Below are 18,405 nucleotides of genomic sequence, written 5' to 3' on the forward strand. Positions count from 1 at the left end.
TAGTTGGTCTCCTTTTATAACAAAAAATCACATTCTAGCAGACTGTTAGATAGCAGTAAATGCTCCGTCTATGACAAAGTCTGAACCTGTTGTAAAGCTGCTTGTGTCTCCTGCAAGGTACACACAGATTGATTGAAGTTCCTCAGGTTTACCCATGCGTTTAAGCGGTGCCATCTCATTCCACTGTTGAATTAATGGTTGTAAGCTAGGGGAATTCAATGTCAATTCTGTTCCGATATAACCGGGACTGATACAATTCACGCGTACACCTCTTGTTGCCCATTCAACTGCCAGTGATTTTGTTAGCTGGATAACACCTGCTTTTGACGCATTATAAGAGCATTGCGGCTGTGGCACATTCACGATATGAGCTGACATTGACGCAGTATTAATAATTGATCCGCTTCCTTGCTTTAGCATCACTTTTCCTGCAGCTTGTGCTGTTAAAAATACACCTGTTAAATTAATATCAATGACTTTTTTCCACTGATCAAATGTCATTTCTACCGCTGGAATATTCATACAAATTCCTGCGTTACAGAAGGCAACATCTAAACGGCCAAACGTATCAAGAATTTTCTCCATCATATTGTCAACATCTTCAGGCTTTGTCACATCTGCTTGAATTGCAATCGCTTTAATTTTATTGTTTTTTTCCAGCTCCTCAGCTGTTTTCGTTGCTTCTTCAATATCTAAGTCAACAATGGCTAAATCTGCGCCAGCTTCAGCAAAGGCAGTTGCTACGCTTTTCCCAATTCCTCTTGCTCCACCAGTCACAAAAATTTTCTTACCATCTAGTCGCATTCTTTCGATAATCCCCATTCTAATTGCTCCTCTCAATTTACATAAATCTATTTTGTAAAAACACTTTATAAAATTAATTTATATAATAAATCCTTTTTCTGTCATAGTCAACATGAATAAAATAAAAAAATGGCAAGAAGTATCTTGCCAAAGTTGTTTTTGAAGGAGTTTTTGTGATATATTTTAAGCATCATAAATGAAGTGTTTTTATAAAAATGTTTTATATAATGGGGTATTCTTATGGATCAGAGCATCACACTTAAAGATGTGAAAAAAAGCAATTATTCATCGATCTATCATCTTATCTATCAAAATGGAAAGCTTTCAAAACAGGAGGTTGCAAATCAGCTTCATTTGAGTTTACCAACAGTCACCCAAAATCTCGTTCGGTTAGAGAAAGAAAATCTAATTGAAAAAAGTGGACAGTTTGAATCGTCAGTCGGAAGACGAGCAACTGCTTATGCTATATGTCCTCAAGCCCGGATTAGTATTGGTGTGGAAATTCAAAAGAAGAAAGTGAGAATATTAGCGATCAATTTGCTTGGCGGTACATGTCAGAAAACAGAAATGCCGCTTTCGTACTCGAATGAAGAAAGTTATTACAATGCATTAAGCTATGCTGTCCAATCCTTTATTGCTGATCTTAATGTAGAAAAAGAACAGGTTCTTGGTATTGGTTTTGCTGTTCAAGCCCTAACTTCAATAGATGGACAAAGTATTACGTATGGAAAAATCTTAAATTCTACCGGTGTAAATATACATGCGATTTCACAATATCTTGATTATCCTTGCATGTTTGTCCATGATGCTAAGGGAGCTGCCACAACAGAGCTGTGGATGAGAGATGATATTGGAGACGCCATCTATTTATCGATCGGGATGCATCTCGGTGGAGCGATTATTATGAATGGGCAAATTGAGATGGGGAAAGAAGGACATAGTGGTACAGTTGAACATATGACAATTGATCCCAACGGTCAGGAGTGTTATTGCGGGAAAAAAGGTTGTATGGAGACCTACTGCTCTGTTAACGCACTTTTAGAAGAAGATGAATCTTTAGATGGTTTCTTTCAACAACTTCGTTCGGGTACACCATCCTTTGTGAAAAGATGGAACGCCTTTTTAGACCACCTAGCCTACTCAATCAACAACATTCATCTTGTCATTAACAGAGAATTTATTCTAGGCGGGCATATTTCTCCTTATTTACAGCAAAGTGATGTAGACCTTCTGCATGAAAAAATCAATGAAAAAACAGCTTTTCCAAGTAAAGACCCGTTCATCCATATCAGCCGTTCACCGGAAAATGGAGTTCCAATAGGTGCAGCGATTCCGTTTATTAAGGGGTTTTTGAGTACGATTTAATTGAGACTTCAACTAAATTAGTTGAGGTCTTTTTGATTAGGTTGATTGGAGGCTCACCGCCCCACCCCATTGAAATCGAGCAACATGGAGCTCCAATCAACCAGCACGACACTTATTACAAAACCATGTTAAATCTTACAACTAACGCAACTTTTCTGCAAAATAGTTGATTTTTCTTCCAAATGTATTACGATATACGAAGGGTCATTAGAAAGGATGTCAAAAATTGAGAAATAAAATCATACTAGGATCTATTGCTATCATAATAATTGGTGTTAGTTTGTATTTGTTAAATCCTTCTAAAGATAATGGAGAGTTAACTACTGAAGGTTCGACAGAGGCAGAAGTGGAAACAATGGCTGAAGTAGATGAAGAAGCAAAAGCTGCTGCTGAGGCATTGAACGAAGAAGAAGCAAAAGAGCTTGTAGCCAGTCAGTTCGAATATTTCCAAGCAATCGTCAATGGGTCTTACTTTAAAAATGCAAGAAAAAATGGACCACAAGATAATTATTCAGACAGTTGGGTTTCAGAAAGTGTAAAGGAAGAGCTGCATCAGCGTGCAGTGGAAATTGATGAACTTTTACCTGAACAAGCCAGTGATTCAATAAGCCAAGACCTGTTACAGGTTTTAATACAAATTAACCAAGCTTCTAGTCCTTTCGAGAGTCAGAAGAATATATACCGTGTTTACAAAACGCTTCTCGAACTTCATATTATTTTAAATGATTATACACTCGAAGAAGGAATGTTCGATCCTAAAGAAGATTGGGACCAGGTGTTCAATCAAACTGAGGAAGAAGAAGAGATAAAAAGTGAAGCCGAACTACAGGCAGAGCTTGAAAAAGCCGCAGCTGCAGGTGCAGATGTGGAAGTAAAGGTAAATGAGGAATAAAACTTTAGACGAGTGAGGGGTCTGGCTGTGGAGGTCAGGCTCTTTTTGGCAGTTTTTTTACGATAGTTTCTTTTTCTATCAAAGGCTTTGCTCCTGATTGTGAGGCTATTCTAAGTAATTCAACCAACTTTTAACTTAATTCGACCACTTTTGACTAAAATTCAACCACAATCATAGTTTTATCAACCACACTCCATTTTGAACTCCCTAAAAGTGGTGCCAATCAAAGGAATTTGATCACTTCTCAACTTAATTCGACCACTTTTGACTAAAATTCAACCACAATCAAAGTTTTATCAACCACACTCCATTTTGAGCCCCCTAAAAGTGATGCCAATCAAAGGAATTCAACCACTTCTCAACTTAATTTGATCACTTTTGACTAAAATTCAACCACTATCATAGTTTTATCAACCATACTCCATTTTTAGCCCCCTAAAAGTGGTGCCAATCAAAGGAATTCAACCACTTCTCAACTTAATTCGACCACTTTTGACTAAAATTCAACCACTATCATAGTTTTATCAACCACACTCCATTTTGAACTCCCTAAAAGTGGTGCCAATCAAAGGAATTTGATCACTTCTTAACTTAATTCGACCACTTTTGACTAAAATTCAACCACAATCATAGTTTTATCAACCATGCCCCATTTTGAGCCCTCTAATAGTGGTGCCAATCAAAGGAATTCGACCACTTCTCAACTTAATTCGACCACTTTTGACTAAAATTCAATCACTATCATAGTTTTATCAACCACACTCCATTTTGAGCTCTCTAAAAGTGGTGCCAATCAAAGGAATTCGACCACTTTTGACTAAAATTCAACCACTATCATAATTTTATCAACCACACTCCATTTTGAGCCCCCTAAAATTGGTGCTAATCAAAGGAATTCGACTACTTCTCAACTTAATTCGACCACTTTTGACTAAAATTCAACCACTATCATAGTTTTATCAACCACACTCCATTTTGAGCCCCCTAAAAGTGATGCCAATCAAAGTACAGTCTCTACAAAAAAGAGGATGTGCAACCCGCACATCCTCTTCCACTAGTTTAAGATCTCTCAACCTCGACTTCCTGATTCTCTTCCTCATCATTATTAGTTGTTCTGAGAGGAATTTCCTTTAAGAAAAGTGTCACAATAAAGGCCAATCCGATAATACCTGCACTTACAGTAAAGACAGTTGTTAGTGAAGTATTTAAAGCTTCTTTTAACACTTGAATAAATTGTTCAAAGAATGGTGCCATTTCAGCAGGTAATTCTGATTGAATGCTTTCTAGTTTTTCAGAATCCATTAATACTTGTGGATTTTGCAGTTGTGACATTGTTTCAGCCATTTCCGGCGGTGGGGTTGAAGCATTTTCTACTTGTGTGGTAGAAGAAAGCTCATTTGCCATCTTATTCCCCATAACAGAGCCCAGAAAGGCAACACCAACGGTTCCGCCAATCTGCCTGAATGTTTGCATAGCAGAAGTTGCGACACCAAGATATTTATGGCTTACTGCATTTTGAACGGTAATATTAAAGACAGGCATGTTGACTCCAAGGCCAATTCCGACAACGATTAGTTGAAGAATTAATCTAGTTAGAGAAGATTCCACCTGTAATGTGGAATTCATAATTAAGCCAATTGCCATGATGATTAAACCAAGTAAAGCAAAAATCTTATATTTTCCTGTTTTTGTAATTAAATTACCGACAAGGATACTTGATGAAACCATCGCGATGGTCATGACCATCTCAACAAGACCCGATACTGTTGCTGATTCGCCTTGTACTCCTTGAACGTAAAAAGGAACATACATGATCGTTCCGAACATGCCCATACCCATCAGCATCCCCGCAATATTTGAAACGGTGAAAACACTGTTTTTAAAAAGATAAAGCGGCAGCACAGGACTTTTTACTTTTAGTTCTATAAAGATAAAGGCAAGTAAGGAGATAAGTGTTAATGAAAATAAGCCTATGATTTGAAAAGATGCCCATTCAAATTTATCTCCGGCCCAAGTGAATCCTAATAATAATGAGACAATCGTAATTGTTAATGTAATAGATCCAAGAAAATCAATTGGTTCTTTTTCTTTTGCTTTTTGTGAAGGATATAGTTTTAAGATTAAGGCAAACGCGAAAAAACCGATTGGGAGGAATACCCAAAAAATCCAATGCCAATCAAAGTTATCAACAATATAACCGCCGAGAGTTGGTCCAAATAAGCTTGATAATCCAAACACGGCACCAAGTAATCCCTGCCATCTTCCCCGTTCACGCGGGCTGAATAAATCACCAACTGTTGTAAACGCAGAAGACATGATCATCCCGCCCCCAAATCCTTGAAGACCGCGATACATAATAAGTTGAATAATATCATCAGAAGTTCCGCATAAAAATGCGCCGATCATAAAAATTCCAATACCGATTAAAATAAAGATTTTTCTTCCGTAAATATCGGAAAGCTTACCGACTAACATCGCCGTAATTGTTGAAGTTAACATATAGACGGTGAAAACCCAGTCAAAGTACTCCATACCCCCAATTTGAGAGACGATTTTTGGTAAAGCTGTCCCGACAATTGTCATATTCACAGCTGCAAAAAACATTGCAGACATGATGGCAATCATAATCAGAACCTTCTGCCTGTTCTCCAAATGTTCCATAACATTCCTCCTCTTTCCCCTTTAAAAAGATGTTGTACCTTAAGTAAGGATGCTCTTAGAGATGTATTTTACCCATAAATATGTATGCATCTTTAAAAATTCATTACCCTAGAATACCGATACTAGAAAAAATTGTTCATGAAGTCAACTATTATTTTCGGAAAGTATAAGATTTTGTACTTAGTGTAGGTGTCTAGCTCCAGCGCCTAGCCTCAGATCGCACAGGACGTGCAAGTGCAGACGTGGAGATTGATGTCGCGATTTTAGGCTGCCCTAGGCTGATTAAGGCGCTTGCGCTTTTCCAATGAATTTCATCATTTATTCATTCAATAGCTACATGAGCTTACTCCTTTTTCTACTATATAGAATATACATAATAAAAAAGGTGTAAAGGGAGGATGAAAATGAAGGAAACAGATAAGCTGCGTGAACTTGAACAGAGAATCGATGAATTGGAACAACAGCTTGAACATTTCGAAAAGTTTCATTCAGATCATCTGAATGAGAATGATGTACGTGTCGTAGTGGACAAGATCCTGATGGAAAAAAAGATTGCGTCACAAGAGGAAATTGACAGTAAAATCTATCAAAGTCATCTGCAATTAATTAAATGGATTATTGGGACGGGAATTAGTATAGGGGCAGCCATTTTAGGTATGTTTCAATTTTTTTAACAAAACTGCCAAGAAACGCTTGCCTCCAATATTAATGAATACAAACGTCTCCCGCAGTCAAAAGTTTAAAAACCTATATCAGTAGTAATAGTACCCACGAAATGGACCATCATTATTGTTAAGAACAGCTCCGCCGAGAAGACCTGCGCCAAAGCCTAAAAGACCTGTTGTAAGCGGGTTAAATCCATAACCCCCAAAACCGGGACCATATCCTGGGCCATAGCCATACCCCGGGTAGCCTCCACCACCAAATCCATATCCAGGGTATCCAAATCCGGAACCAGGATAGCCTTGACCAGCATTATAACCATAACCTGCTCCCGGATAGTTATATCCAGGGCTTCCGTAGCCACCACCAAATCCAAAGCGTCCATTTCTATATCTCATGCTACCATCCTTCCCAAATGTTAATGATTTACTCTGTACTATATGTGAAGATAGGGGAATTGGGGAATATGTTTAGGAAGAATGGGCATCAGTTTAGGTATTGTCTATTAATGAAGGAAAATGTAGAAAAGAAACATGAATAAAAAGAATAAAAAAGGTAATAAATTAATAAAAACGCTTGATTATTTATGAGACAAGACTTATACTTATAAAGTAACTTTTTACGACTGTTATCGACTTATTTCGACAAAATTCTTCAATAATCTTGTTGATTTTTGAAAGATGATTTGTTATAATTAATTACATGTTTTGCGGGTGTAGTTTAGTGGTAAAACCTCAGCCTTCCAAGCTGATGATGAGGGTTCGATTCCCTTCACCCGCTCCATACATATTGCTTACAACGCAGTGTCTCGTTTCTTAGATAAACGATGCATTGCGTTTTTTAATTATAATAAAAAGGAACTCCCTTGATAAAGAGTTCCTTTATGACTAAACTAAATAATTTGATATGACGCAGTGCCACCATGTATTTGTGTAAACATTGTAGACAATGCTTGTAAAAGCTGATCAGCTTCATTATGAGGCATGGATGGCTGTAAATAAACGATATGAAGTGCATTAGTTGTAGCAGTTGAAACAGCAGATCTTTTTGAATCAACATAAGGGCTGCCAAATGCTCCTTCGTTATCAGATGATAATAATTTTTTCGTTAATTGAACTTCCCGTTCGTTAATCGCTATATAGGAATCGTCTTCAGATCCGATTTTGATTGTTATGTGACCTGAAAGCTTGTCCAGATCATAAATTCCTAATGGGATGCGATACTGTAACGAAAGAAAATTATTTAAATCTACAGCAGAATTAACAGGCTGAAGAAATTGCTGTTTTTGAACGCGACGATATAGTGCCTCATTTGATGGACGATATCGATTTGGATCTGTTCCGATTGATTTGAAAATTTTTCTCCATTCAAGAATCGCTGGGATCTCGGTGACTTTTTTATCTTCATAATCAAAGAAAAGAGATTCTTGAAACAACTGTAATCTACCTTTTAACATTTGTGGGGAGTCACCTACCTGGATATCTTGATAGTGTACAATAGCTATTTTAAAATCAGGAATGAGCTGTTTTAATTGATCCTGAACCGTAATTTCCATCATTTTATACCTCCACAATATAGTCTAGTTATTTTACCATAGTGTGAGTGAATGTTTCTGTATATAAGTCTTTAGAAAGGAGGGGAAGGCATTGGAAATAGAACAATTGAAAAAAGAAGTGATTGAATACAGTAAACAGATCGGAATTGATAAAATCGGATTTACAGCTGCAGATATGTTTGAAGAACTTAAACAGCGTCTAGTAACACAACAGGAACTGGGTTATCAATCAGGCTTTGAGGAATCTGATATCGAAAAACGTGTGAATCCAATAAAGCTTCTGCCAAAAGCAAGCTCAATTATATCCATTGCGTTGGCCTATCCTTCCAAAATGAAAAATGCTCCCAAAAGTACTAAGGAAGACCGCCGGGGAATTTTTTGCCGTGCTTCATGGGGAAAAGATTATCATGATGTATTACGTGATCGTTTGACGAAATTAGAAGCCTTTATAAAGGAGAAATTGCCTGAAGCACAGATGAAATCCATGGTCGATACAGGTGAGCTATCTGATCGTGCAGTGGCGGAACGAGCCGGTATTGGCTGGAGTGGGAAAAACTGCTCGATTATTACACCTGAGTTTGGATCTTATGTATATTTAGGGGAAATGATTACGAATATTCCTTTTCCACCAGATCAACCGATCGAAAATCAATGTGGAAGCTGCACAAAGTGTTTGGACATTTGTCCTACAGGTGCGCTTGTACAAGGGGGACAGCTTGATTCAACAAAATGCATTGCGTTCCTCACCCAAACAAAAGGATTTCTCCCTGAACAATACCGAACAAAAATCGGTAACCGAATATATGGTTGTGATACATGTCAAACGATTTGTCCAATCAATAAAGGGAAGGATTTTCATTTCCACGAAGAAATGGAGCCCGATCCTGAAATCGCCAAGCCGAAACTCAAGCCGTTATTAACGATTAGTAACCGTGAATTCAAGGAAAAGTTCGGTCATATCTCCGGTTCATGGAGAGGCAAAAAACCCCTCCAGCGAAATGCAATCCTGGCACTTGCTCATTACAAAGACAAAACAGCTCTTGAAGACTTAGTCCAAGTCATGCACAAAGATCCAAGACCTGTCATAAGAGGAACAGCAGCATGGGCAATCGGAAAAATCGGCGACATCACGATGGAACCCGAATTAAGAAAAGCCCTCGAAAAAGAGCAGGATGACGAGGTTAAACAAGAAATTGAAAAAGGTTTGTCCTTTTTAGCTGAAATAGCAGGGATATAAGGTGGAATTTCTACTTAATGTAGATGTTTCGCCTTTTTGGTTTTTATAAGCTTTTATTTAAAAGGCTATTTGTAAAAAATAATGCTTTTACCAAGTAACAATTTATAAAAGGATATTGATTGGAGTGGAAGGTACGAGACTCCTGCGGGAGAGCGTGTTGATGGAGACCCCGCAAGTGCAAAGCACTGAGGAGGCTCCAGAGACTGCCCGCGGAAAGCGAGTACCTGCAACGGAAATCAACCCGGGTTATGACTGAACACTTTATTATAAGCAACAAAGTTTGTGAAAACCGTTAAATCACGACTATTTCCAATCAGTCACCTCATATCCTGTAATAACGACAAAATATGGTGGTGACAAAACGTGAAACAACAACTCACTGAAATAAACGAAGCACGACTTCAAATGCTCATAAATGCTAAACACATAAAAAACGAACGAAATGACCAAGAACTGCAAGCAATTGAAAGAAAGCTACAATCTGCTCAAAAAAGAAAAACAGAAATTATCAAAGGTAACTCAAAAATCCAAATCATAAACCTGGACAAACGAACAGACCATTTAAAAGAAGCAATATACGCCTGTCACAATAAATGGTTACATAAACAAAAAGATCTCTTTTACCTCGAAGAAAGAATCGAATATCGAAAAGCAAGCTTCTATCAAGATGAGCTTGTAGATGATCAATTAGTCACATCTGAAGGAGAAAAAGATATTATTTCGGATATCCCGGTGTCTGAAGAAGTGAGAAACAAAGAAACTGATTTTCGTTACGACCGTATGGCTGCTGTACAATATGCCGAGCGGTGGTGGAATAGCAGCAATCCTCAATACAAAAACTTTGATGTGAACTGTACGAACTTTATTTCTCAATGCTTACATGCTGGAGGAGCCAAGATGAGGGGCTATCCAAATCGGTCCAATGGGTGGTGGATGCAATCAAATAATTGGAGCTATAGCTGGACTGTTGCCCATTCCATGAAAACATTTTTGTCTAATTCCAGAACCGGCTTAAGAGCAGAATTTGTTTCATCTCCTGAACAGCTAATGCCTGGTGATGTTATTTGCTATGATTTTCAAGGTGATGGACGTTATGACCATACAACATTTGTTGTTGCTAAGGATGAAGAGAATATGCCGTTAGTAAATGCACAAACTTATAATAGTCGAATGCGCTATTGGGCTTACGAAGATTCAACTGCCTATACACCAAATATCAAATATGCATTTTTTCGGATTCTCGATGATACGAGTTCGAAGTAACAATGGTATAATGACTAGTGGATTAAAATTAACAGGGAACACGTATCCCTTTTTACAGACTTAGATGAGGTGAAAAAATTGGCTTTACATGTCGTACTATATCAACCAGAGATTCCAGCAAATACTGGAAATATTGCACGTTCTTGTGCTGCAACAAATACAACTCTACATTTAATTCGTCCACTGGGTTTTTCAACAGATGATAAAATGCTAAAAAGAGCTGGATTGGATTACTGGGAATATGTGAATGTTGTGTATCATGATTCACTTGATGAATTATTTGAAAAATACGCATCAGGCGAGTTTTTCTTCTTAACAAAATTCGGCCAACAACCACATACAACCTTTGACTACAGTGATGTAGAAAAAGATTATTTCTTTGTTTTCGGAAGAGAAACAACAGGCTTGCCAAAAGACTTAATTCAAGCAAACATGGACAAATGCCTGCGTCTTCCAATGACAGACAAAGTTCGTTCATTAAACCTGTCAAATACAGCAGCGATCTTAATTTATGAAGCATTAAGACAACAAAATTATCCTGGCCTTACTTAAAAAACAAGGGAGATTCACGTGATACAGATCTTTATAAAAGATCAATCAAGTGAATCTCCCTATTTGTGTTCATTATTTTTTTACGCCCGGCTTTGACTCGTAGCCAGCTGTAAAAATTGCCGTAAGGAATGCTAAGCTAACACCTAAAATGAGAATGAAACCCATCGGTTTACCTCCTTGAATTGTTCAAAGTTAAGGATACCTATTATGTATAGTTTCCCTCTTCTAGCTAGTATTATTATAACCCAATCAGAAGTTGATGTGAATGCGTAACCAATTTTTTCGTTAAGGAATTTGTTTAACAGTTGAAGTTTCTTTTGATGAAAGCGAAGGGGGGATCGAGTCTATGCGAAATGTCTTTCATTATGGGGATGAAAGACAAAAGTAGTGAAGGCGGCCAATTGGATGTCCTTTATCAGGAGTATGAAAGACAAATGTGAACCGAGACGAATCGAAATGTCTTTCACCCAATGAAAGACAATCGGGACCAAGAGAACTCCCCCCTCACCAATGTGTATAAAAAACAAATCAAGTATCCTCCACATAAAAAGATTCAACCTTTTTCCCTCCAATGAAGAATGTTAAAGGACATCCTCGCATAAAGTGTATTAAACTGCACGAGTTAGTCACAAGTACGACCAATGATGAAGGAGGTCCTTATGGATATCTTAAAAAAAATTGAAAAGTACAGGGAAGATGAACAGCGCTTAAAGTGGGAAGGAACCTTCGTAGAATATTTGGAGATTGTCAAAGAGAAGCCGTGGGTTGCCCAATCAGCACATTCCAGGGTTTACAATATGATAAAAGATGCTGGAATTGAAGAAGTTGAAGGGAAACGTACTTATAAGTTTTTTGATCATCAGCTATATGGATTAGAAGATGCTCTTGAAAGATTGGTGGAAGAATATTTTCACCCTGCTGCCAAACGACTGGATGTTAGAAAGCGGATTTTGCTCTTAATGGGTCCGGTAAGTGGTGGTAAATCTACATTGGTAACAATGTTAAAAAGAGGGTTGGAGTCGTATTCTTTAACTGACCGCGGTGCAGTGTATGCGATTAAAGGTTGTCCAATGCATGAAGATCCGCTTCATTTAATTCCACATCATTTACGTGAAGATTTTTATGATGAATACGGAATTCGAATTGAAGGTAACTTATCACCTCTAAATGTGATGCGATTAGAGCAAGAATATGGCGGACGTATTGAAGATGTTCGTGTTGAGAGAGTCTTCCTATCTGAAGATAAACGTACTGGTATCGGTACCTTCAGCCCATCAGATCCAAAGTCACAGGATATTGCTGATTTAACTGGAAGCATCGACTTCTCGACAATCGCAGAATATGGTTCTGAGTCAGATCCTCGCGCGTACCGTTTTGATGGAGAATTAAACAAAGCGAACCGCGGGATGATGGAGTTCCAAGAGATGTTAAAATGTGATGAGAAGTTTTTATGGCATTTACTTTCTCTTACACAGGAAGGGAATTTCAAAGCAGGTCGATTTGCATTAATTTCAGCTGATGAACTTATTGTGGCACATACGAATGAAACCGAGTATCGCTCGTTTATTTCAAATAAAAAGAACGAAGCCCTTCATTCGCGGATTATCGTTATGCCGGTTCCATACAATCTGAAGGTCACGGAAGAAGAGCGTATTTATGAAAAAATGATCTCTGAAAGTGATGTATCAGATGTTCATATTGCTCCACATACGTTAAAGGTGGCTGCCATGTTCACGATCTTAACGCGCTTAAAAGAACCAAAGCGTGGAGATATCGATCTTGTGAAGAAAATGAGATTGTATGATGGAGAAAGTGTGGAAGGCTTTAACTCTGTTGATGTGAATGAGCTTAGAAAAGAATACAATGATGAGGGTATGTCCGGTATTGACCCGCGTTATGTCATCAATCGTATTTCTTCTACCATTATTCGTAAAGAAGTACCATCTATTAATGCTCTGGATGTATTAAGAGCACTAAAAGAAGGTCTTGATCAGCATGCCTCTATTTCAAATGAAGATCGTGAAAGATACTTAAACTTCATTTCGGTGGCACGTCAGCTTTATGATGATATGGCGAAAAAAGAAGTTCAAAAAGCATTTGTATATTCATATGAAGAGTCTGCTAAAACGCTTATGGACAATTATCTGGATAATGTGGAAGCCTATTGTAATAAAAATAAACTTCGTGATCCATTAACTGGTGAAGAAATGAATCCAGATGAAAAATTAATGAGATCCATTGAGGAGCAAATTGGCATTTCTGAAAATGCGAAAAAAGCATTCCGTGAAGAAATCTTAATCCGAATTTCGGCTTATGCTAGAAAAGGAAAACGATTTGATTACAATTCACATGAGCGCTTACGTGAAGCGATTCAAAAGAAACTATTTGCAGACTTAAAAGATGTAGTGAAAATTACAACATCATCGAAAACACCAGACGAGCAACAGCTTAAGAAAGTCAACGAAGTTGTCGCACGCCTTATTGATGAGCACGGCTACAACTCAAACTCTGCAAATGATTTACTTCGCTATGTCGGAAGCTTATTAAACCGATAAATATGTCCAACACCTCCCCATGCGGCTGGCAGAAACTTGTCAGCTTTTCTTTTTTAAAGAGAGTGGCTGGAAAAGTTGGCAGAGTGGTCGAAATATGATCAAAAGTGGTTGAATAAGTTAGCGGAATGGTCGAAATATGATCAAAAGTGGTTGATAAGGTTAGCGGAATGATCGAAATATCGCCCATCGGTGGAAAAAGAATGTTCATGGTTGAAATGTTGTCCGCAATGAACGGAAAAACGAGTGGAATGGATGATATCTGTAGGAGCTATCACCCCTAGTGCAAGTTTACCCGCAATGAAATGCGGGAATATAAAAACAAATGTCACAAGAGGTGATAGACGAATGAAAAAAGTTGTAAATACAATGATACGTAACCAAAAAGATCTGGAAGAACAGTCAGAGATGATGGAAAAAATGAAAACAAATAAACAAGTTAAAGAGAATGGTAAAATTCCAGATCCAATTCAATATGAAACGAATAATAGAAAAGAGAGTTCGCAGAATTAAGGTAACTCTCTTTTTTTGTCCTATCAGAAAGTATAAGAAACACTAAGGCTTTCGCCATTAGGACTTGGCGACAAGCCAAGTTTTTCTAAACTTGTCCAATATAGGTTTGGGACCTTGTCTTATTTTTAAAGATTACCGTTTTATTTTCTAAATTATTTGTCAATAAATCAAATCTTTCGCATAGGATAGAGTAATCCACAGAAATCGACGGAGCTAGTACGTATCTATTTACTCATCCACGTTAATGTATGCTGATAATTTGAAAAATGTGACACTTATTTTTAAAACGAATGAAAAATGGCAAAACACGGGCAATGAATTTAAAAAAATTACCGGAGGGGGAATTGTTTATATGTCTAGTCAAGAACAAAACTTTGTTGTTTCACAAGAAGATTGGACCCTCCATCGCAAAGGCCATGATGATCAAACACGCCATCAAGAAAAAGTACAAGAAGCTATTCGTAACAACCTTCCAGATCTCATCACAGAAGAAAGCATTGTCATGTCAAATGGGAAGGATGTAGTGAAAATTCCAATTCGTTCACTCGACGAATACAAAATCCGTTATAACTATGATAAAAATAAGCATGTTGGCCAAGGTGATGGGGAGAGTCAGGTCGGTGATGTTGTTGCGAGAGATGGATCACAAGCAGATGCGAAGGGTCCCGGCAAAGGTCAGGGGGCAGGAGACCAAGCTGGAGAAGATTACTATGAAGCAGAAGTTTCCATATTAGAATTAGAGGCAGCCTTATTTAAGGAGTTAGAGCTTCCAAATTTAAAACAAAAAGAGCGAGACAATATTGTCATTGAAAATATTGAGTTTAATGATATAAGACGAACCGGGTTAATGGGCAATGTTGATAAAAAACGTACCATGCTTTCAGCGTATAAACGAAATGCTATGGCAGGAAAGTCCAAATTCCATCCCATTTATCCTGAGGACTTAAAATTTAAAACATGGAATGAAGTTGTGAAACCAGAGTCCAAAGCCGTTGTTATCGCCATGATGGATACGAGCGGCTCGATGGGGTTATGGGAAAAATATATGGCACGAAGCTTTTTCTTCTGGATGACAAGATTCCTGCGAACAAAATATGAAAAAGTAGATATTGAATTTATCGCTCATCATACCGAAGCAAAAGTCGTATCAGAAGAGGATTTCTTTTCAAAAGGAGAAAGCGGAGGTACCATCTGTTCTTCAGCCTATCGAAAAGCACTTGAAGTCATTGAAGAGAAGTATAGTCCAGCAAGATATAATATTTATCCATTTCATTTCTCAGACGGTGATAATTTAACATCAGATAACGCTCGTTGTGTCAAACTTGTTGGCGAGCTTATGAAGGTTTCAAATATTTTTGGTTATGGAGAAGTCAATCAGTACAACCGTCACTCAACCCTAATGTCCGCATATAAAAATATTAATGATGAGAATTTCCGCTATTATATCCTCAAACAAAAAGCAGATGTTTTCCAAGCGATGAAAAGTTTCTTTAGGAAAGAAGAAAACGAAATGTATGCTTAAACAAAAAGCCCCTGTGAATTGGGGCTTTTTTTAATGAGTTTAATGCTTTCTCGTGAATATCAGCCTATATATTCACCCTTCCATTGAATTCTCCTTCACACGTTTTATATCATCTCGTGGTGGAAGACCAAACATACGGGCATATTCCCGGCTGAATTGTGATTGACTTTCGTATCCAACTCGAAATGCAATGTCAGTGATATCTGTCGAATCGGCTAACAACATGCGTCTGGCTTCTTGGAGTCTCAATTGTTTTTGGAACTGAATGGGGCTCATAGCCGTAACCTCTTTAAAGTTCCGATGAAGTGAGGCAACACTCATATTCGCAATTTCTGCAAGCTCATGGATTTTAAAAGAATTTTCATAGTGATTGATGATATATTCAATAACATCTCTAATTCGATTGCCTTTGCTTCCCTCTATTGCCATTTGTTCAATCGCCTCTCCAAGAGGACCTTGTACGATCCAATAAAGAATTTCCTTCGTGAATAATGGAGCAAGTGCCGGGATATGTTTAGGATTTTCCAGCAATCGTACTAATCTAATGACCGCATCTAATAGAAAAGGCTCTGTTTTACTGACAAACATAGCACGTTTGGCGTTTTTCCCCTTTCCTATCCGAATGTCAACGTCACTCAAAACATCTAAGATTTGGCTAGGTGTAAACTCAAGTTTAACAGCCAAATAAGGAATGTCAGACGAAGCTTTTACAACTTGTCCGGTAACAGGCAGGTCAACAGATGCAACTATATAATGATCAGAACCATACCTAAAGTGTTCATCCGCTAACAAAACTTCCTTCTCACCTTGGACGATCATGCAAAAGGATGTTTCATTCACTCTTGCAACCGGTTCGGAAACATTTGATTCACGGATTAAAAATAAAGACGGGATATCAGTAGGATGAACCCCATCCAGCACTGTAAAACGTTTAATGAGTTTGGCAAGTTCGTTCTGCTGTATGTAGATTTCCTCAGGCATGTCGAATTCTCCTATAGATGTAATAGTCACATTCTAGCTTACACTTGCCGGTCATGTAAACAGTCCTGATAGGATTAGGCAAAAACTTGATAGGATTACGATACCGCTTCCTTTTTACATTGTTGCATAATAAAGGAAGACATGAATCTCAATTAATTTTCTGAAGGCAATATTTTAAAAAGTGAGGGTGATGAACATGGAATATGTAAAACTTGGAAGAACAGGCTTGGATGTATCGCGGTTAAGTCTTGGGTGTATGGGTTTTGGGGATGCCAGCAAATGGGTTCACCAATGGGTTCTTAATGAAGAAAACTCTCGCACCGTTATAAAAAAAGCACTTGAGTTGGGAATTAACTTTTTTGATACAGCAAATGTGTACTCTCTTGGGACAAGTGAGGAATACCTTGGGCGTGCACTTAAGGAATATGCGAATCGTGATGAAGTAGTAATCGCAACAAAAGTACACGGGCAAATGCATGAAGGTCCAAACGGGTCCGGACTTTCCCGAAAAGCCATTCTGAGTGAAATTGATAAAAGTCTTAAGAGGTTGGAAACTGATTATGTGGACCTTTATATTATCCACCGATGGGATTACAATACACCGATTGAAGAAACAATGGAAGCATTGCATGATGTTGTGAAGGCTGGAAAAGCAAGATACATTGGTGCCTCGGCCATGTTTGCTTGGCAATTCCAAAAAGCATTACACGTAGCAGAAAAAAATGGATGGACTAAGTTTGTATCCATGCAAAATCATTTAAACCTTATTTACCGTGAAGAGGAGCGGGAGATGCTGCCACTTTGTAAGGAAGAAGGAATTGGTGTAACACCATATAGCCCGCTGGCATCAGGGAGATTAACACGTGATTGGTCGGTAACAACGCATCGTTCTGAAACAGATCAAATTCAAAAATCAAAATATGATGCGACCGCTGATGCAGATCGACTTGTAGTTGAACGAGTTGCAGCGATCGCAGAAAAATATGGCGTTCCACGCAGCTATATCGCACTTGCCTGGTTACTACAGAAAGAAACAGTAACATCTCCAATTATCGGAGCTACAAAAATATCGCATCTCGAAGATGCCGTAAGTGCACTGTCTGTTAAGTTAACAGCGGAAGAAGTTGCGTTTTTGGAAGAACCATATGTCCCACACTCAATCGTTGGACATTATTAAGTATTGAACAATAAAGATAATCTGTTCATTCTTCATGAGCAGATTATCATTTAAGAGTAAAATGCGGTACTTGGATTGTAATCATTCATTTGTAGGAAAGAGAGGTTTAGTCCCAATGAGCTCCTTTTTTATTATAAGAATGCAAAAATTGAAAGCTTCTGATATTCAAGAAGTTCAATTCCACAATCAACAAGGGATGGAAAGTATAAACTATGACCTGGTCAATATGAGAAAAATAGATTATATAAAAGCAGTGGAAACAAGAATAGAGCAAGCTGTCTTGACCAAAAAGAAAATCCGGAGAGATGCTGTGAGACTATGTGAATTTCTCATTACATCTGAAAGCAAGTTCTTTGAAAACATCTCAGTCAAAAATAAAAAGAGATTTTTTATAAAAGCCTTGGAATTTCTACAAGAAAAGTATGGAGCTGAGAATATCATTTATGCCAACGTTCATAATGATGAAAAACCTCCTCATATGCATGTTGGTCTTGTGCCAATTACGGAAGATTATAGACTTAATGCAAATCATATATTTTCGAGGTTAAACTTGGCCATGCTTCAAGATGATATTCTTAATTATATGATTGAAGAAGGATTTGATTTGAAACGATCGGTTTTAAATAATCAGGAAGATATTGAAAAATACTTATATTCTATGTAGACGT

At 37.8% G+C, this 18,405-nt stretch carries 16 protein-coding genes and 1 tRNA gene; 12 read left to right on the forward strand and 5 right to left on the reverse strand.

Going from position 1 to position 18,405, the window contains the following annotated elements:
• Window positions 1–45: 45 nt before the first annotated feature.
• A complete protein-coding gene (locus tag BK577_RS24675) occupies window positions 46–822 on the reverse strand; it encodes an SDR family oxidoreductase (RefSeq protein ID WP_078435447.1) in 777 nt (258 codons plus the stop codon).
• A 222-nt stretch (window positions 823–1,044) separates the two neighbouring features.
• Between BK577_RS24675 and BK577_RS24680 the strand changes: the two genes are divergently transcribed.
• The gene (locus tag BK577_RS24680; protein ID WP_078435448.1) at window positions 1,045–2,169 is read left to right on the forward strand and encodes an ROK family transcriptional regulator; all 1,125 of its coding nucleotides are present in this window, start codon (window positions 1,045–1,047) and stop codon (window positions 2,167–2,169) included.
• Window positions 2,170–2,395: 226 nt separating this feature from the next.
• Window positions 2,396–3,061 (forward strand): hypothetical protein, encoded by a 666-nt coding sequence (locus BK577_RS24685; protein ID WP_078435449.1) that lies wholly within the window; start codon window positions 2,396–2,398, stop codon window positions 3,059–3,061.
• Between the two features lie 1,059 nt (window positions 3,062–4,120).
• Here BK577_RS24685 and BK577_RS24690 read toward each other — a convergent pair.
• Window positions 4,121–5,722, reverse strand: a complete 1,602-nt coding sequence (locus BK577_RS24690) for an MDR family MFS transporter (RefSeq protein WP_078435450.1) — start codon at window positions 5,720–5,722, stop codon at window positions 4,121–4,123.
• A 404-nt stretch (window positions 5,723–6,126) separates the two neighbouring features.
• Between BK577_RS24690 and BK577_RS24695 the strand changes: the two genes are divergently transcribed.
• On the forward strand, window positions 6,127–6,396 hold the full coding sequence (locus BK577_RS24695; RefSeq protein ID WP_078435451.1) for a hypothetical protein: 270 nt from the start codon (window positions 6,127–6,129) through the stop codon (window positions 6,394–6,396).
• Window positions 6,397–6,474: 78 nt separating this feature from the next.
• Here BK577_RS24695 and BK577_RS24700 read toward each other — a convergent pair whose 3' ends face one another.
• Complete coding sequence (locus BK577_RS24700; protein WP_078435452.1) at window positions 6,475–6,783, reverse strand: hypothetical protein; 309 nt, start codon at window positions 6,781–6,783, stop codon at window positions 6,475–6,477.
• A gap of 311 nt (window positions 6,784–7,094) precedes the next feature.
• Here BK577_RS24700 and BK577_RS24705 point away from each other — a divergent pair.
• Window positions 7,095–7,168, forward strand: a tRNA-Gly gene (locus tag BK577_RS24705).
• A gap of 109 nt (window positions 7,169–7,277) precedes the next feature.
• Here BK577_RS24705 and BK577_RS24710 read toward each other — a convergent pair.
• Window positions 7,278–7,940: a B3/B4 domain-containing protein gene (locus BK577_RS24710; protein WP_078435643.1), complete on the reverse strand. Its 663-nt coding sequence runs from the start codon at window positions 7,938–7,940 to the stop codon at window positions 7,278–7,280.
• Between the two features lie 91 nt (window positions 7,941–8,031).
• Between BK577_RS24710 and queG the strand changes: the two genes are divergently transcribed.
• From queG to yhbH, 6 genes are all read left to right on the forward strand, one after another.
• The gene (gene queG, locus BK577_RS24715; protein ID WP_078435453.1) at window positions 8,032–9,177 is read left to right on the forward strand and encodes a tRNA epoxyqueuosine(34) reductase QueG; all 1,146 of its coding nucleotides are present in this window, start codon (window positions 8,032–8,034) and stop codon (window positions 9,175–9,177) included.
• Between the two features lie 363 nt (window positions 9,178–9,540).
• Window positions 9,541–10,440 (forward strand): amidase domain-containing protein, encoded by a 900-nt coding sequence (locus BK577_RS24720; RefSeq protein ID WP_078435454.1) that lies wholly within the window; start codon window positions 9,541–9,543, stop codon window positions 10,438–10,440.
• Between the two features lie 69 nt (window positions 10,441–10,509).
• On the forward strand, window positions 10,510–10,992 hold the full coding sequence (trmL, locus tag BK577_RS24725) for a tRNA (uridine(34)/cytosine(34)/5-carboxymethylaminomethyluridine(34)-2'-O)-methyltransferase TrmL (protein WP_102228173.1): 483 nt from the start codon (window positions 10,510–10,512) through the stop codon (window positions 10,990–10,992).
• 659 nt (window positions 10,993–11,651) lie between these two features.
• Complete coding sequence (locus BK577_RS24735) at window positions 11,652–13,547, forward strand: PrkA family serine protein kinase (protein ID WP_078435456.1); 1,896 nt, start codon at window positions 11,652–11,654, stop codon at window positions 13,545–13,547.
• Between the two features lie 252 nt (window positions 13,548–13,799).
• Window positions 13,800–14,057, forward strand: a complete 258-nt coding sequence (locus tag BK577_RS24740) for a hypothetical protein (protein WP_078435457.1) — start codon at window positions 13,800–13,802, stop codon at window positions 14,055–14,057.
• Window positions 14,058–14,409: 352 nt separating this feature from the next.
• Window positions 14,410–15,579, forward strand: a complete 1,170-nt coding sequence (gene yhbH, locus BK577_RS24745; RefSeq protein ID WP_078435644.1) for a sporulation protein YhbH — start codon at window positions 14,410–14,412, stop codon at window positions 15,577–15,579.
• A 72-nt stretch (window positions 15,580–15,651) separates the two neighbouring features.
• Here yhbH and BK577_RS24750 read toward each other — a convergent pair whose 3' ends face one another.
• On the reverse strand, window positions 15,652–16,560 hold the full coding sequence (locus tag BK577_RS24750) for an AraC family transcriptional regulator (protein WP_078435458.1): 909 nt from the start codon (window positions 16,558–16,560) through the stop codon (window positions 15,652–15,654).
• Window positions 16,561–16,756: 196 nt separating this feature from the next.
• Between BK577_RS24750 and BK577_RS24755 the strand changes: the two genes are divergently transcribed.
• Window positions 16,757–17,737 carry an aldo/keto reductase gene (locus BK577_RS24755; RefSeq protein WP_078435459.1) on the forward strand — a complete coding sequence of 327 codons (981 nt, stop codon included), beginning with the start codon at window positions 16,757–16,759 and terminating at the stop codon, window positions 17,735–17,737.
• Between the two features lie 115 nt (window positions 17,738–17,852).
• Window positions 17,853–18,401, forward strand: a complete 549-nt coding sequence (gene mobV, locus BK577_RS24760; protein WP_169908490.1) for a MobV family relaxase — start codon at window positions 17,853–17,855, stop codon at window positions 18,399–18,401.
• Window positions 18,402–18,405: the final 4 nt, after the last annotated feature.

The sequence above is a fragment of the Metabacillus halosaccharovorans genome (assembly GCF_002019635.1).
In the GTDB taxonomy this organism is placed as follows: domain Bacteria; phylum Bacillota; class Bacilli; order Bacillales; family Bacillaceae; genus Metabacillus; species Metabacillus halosaccharovorans.

Bases quoted from the DNA above. Each gene is read 5' to 3' on its own strand.
- BK577_RS24710 (WP_078435643.1), bottom strand. From the start codon at position 7,940: ATGGAAATTACGGTTCAGGATCAATTAAAACAGCTCATTCCTGATTTT.
- BK577_RS24740 (WP_078435457.1), top strand. From the start codon at position 13,800: ATGATATCTGTAGGAGCTATCACCCCTAGTGCAAGTTTACCCGCAATG.
- BK577_RS24755 (WP_078435459.1), top strand. From the start codon at position 16,757: ATGGAATATGTAAAACTTGGAAGAACAGGCTTGGATGTATCGCGGTTA.
- BK577_RS24680 (WP_078435448.1), top strand. From the start codon at position 1,045: ATGGATCAGAGCATCACACTTAAAGATGTGAAAAAAAGCAATTATTCA.
- mobV (WP_169908490.1), top strand. From the start codon at position 17,853: ATGAGCTCCTTTTTTATTATAAGAATGCAAAAATTGAAAGCTTCTGAT.
- BK577_RS24750 (WP_078435458.1), bottom strand. From the start codon at position 16,560: ATGCCTGAGGAAATCTACATACAGCAGAACGAACTTGCCAAACTCATT.
- BK577_RS24675 (WP_078435447.1), bottom strand. From the start codon at position 822: ATGGGGATTATCGAAAGAATGCGACTAGATGGTAAGAAAATTTTTGTG.
- BK577_RS24735 (WP_078435456.1), top strand. From the start codon at position 11,652: ATGGATATCTTAAAAAAAATTGAAAAGTACAGGGAAGATGAACAGCGC.
- BK577_RS24695 (WP_078435451.1), top strand. From the start codon at position 6,127: ATGAAGGAAACAGATAAGCTGCGTGAACTTGAACAGAGAATCGATGAA.
- BK577_RS24700 (WP_078435452.1), bottom strand. From the start codon at position 6,783: ATGAGATATAGAAATGGACGCTTTGGATTTGGTGGTGGCTACGGAAGC.
- yhbH (WP_078435644.1), top strand. From the start codon at position 14,410: ATGTCTAGTCAAGAACAAAACTTTGTTGTTTCACAAGAAGATTGGACC.
- BK577_RS24690 (WP_078435450.1), bottom strand. From the start codon at position 5,722: ATGGAACATTTGGAGAACAGGCAGAAGGTTCTGATTATGATTGCCATC.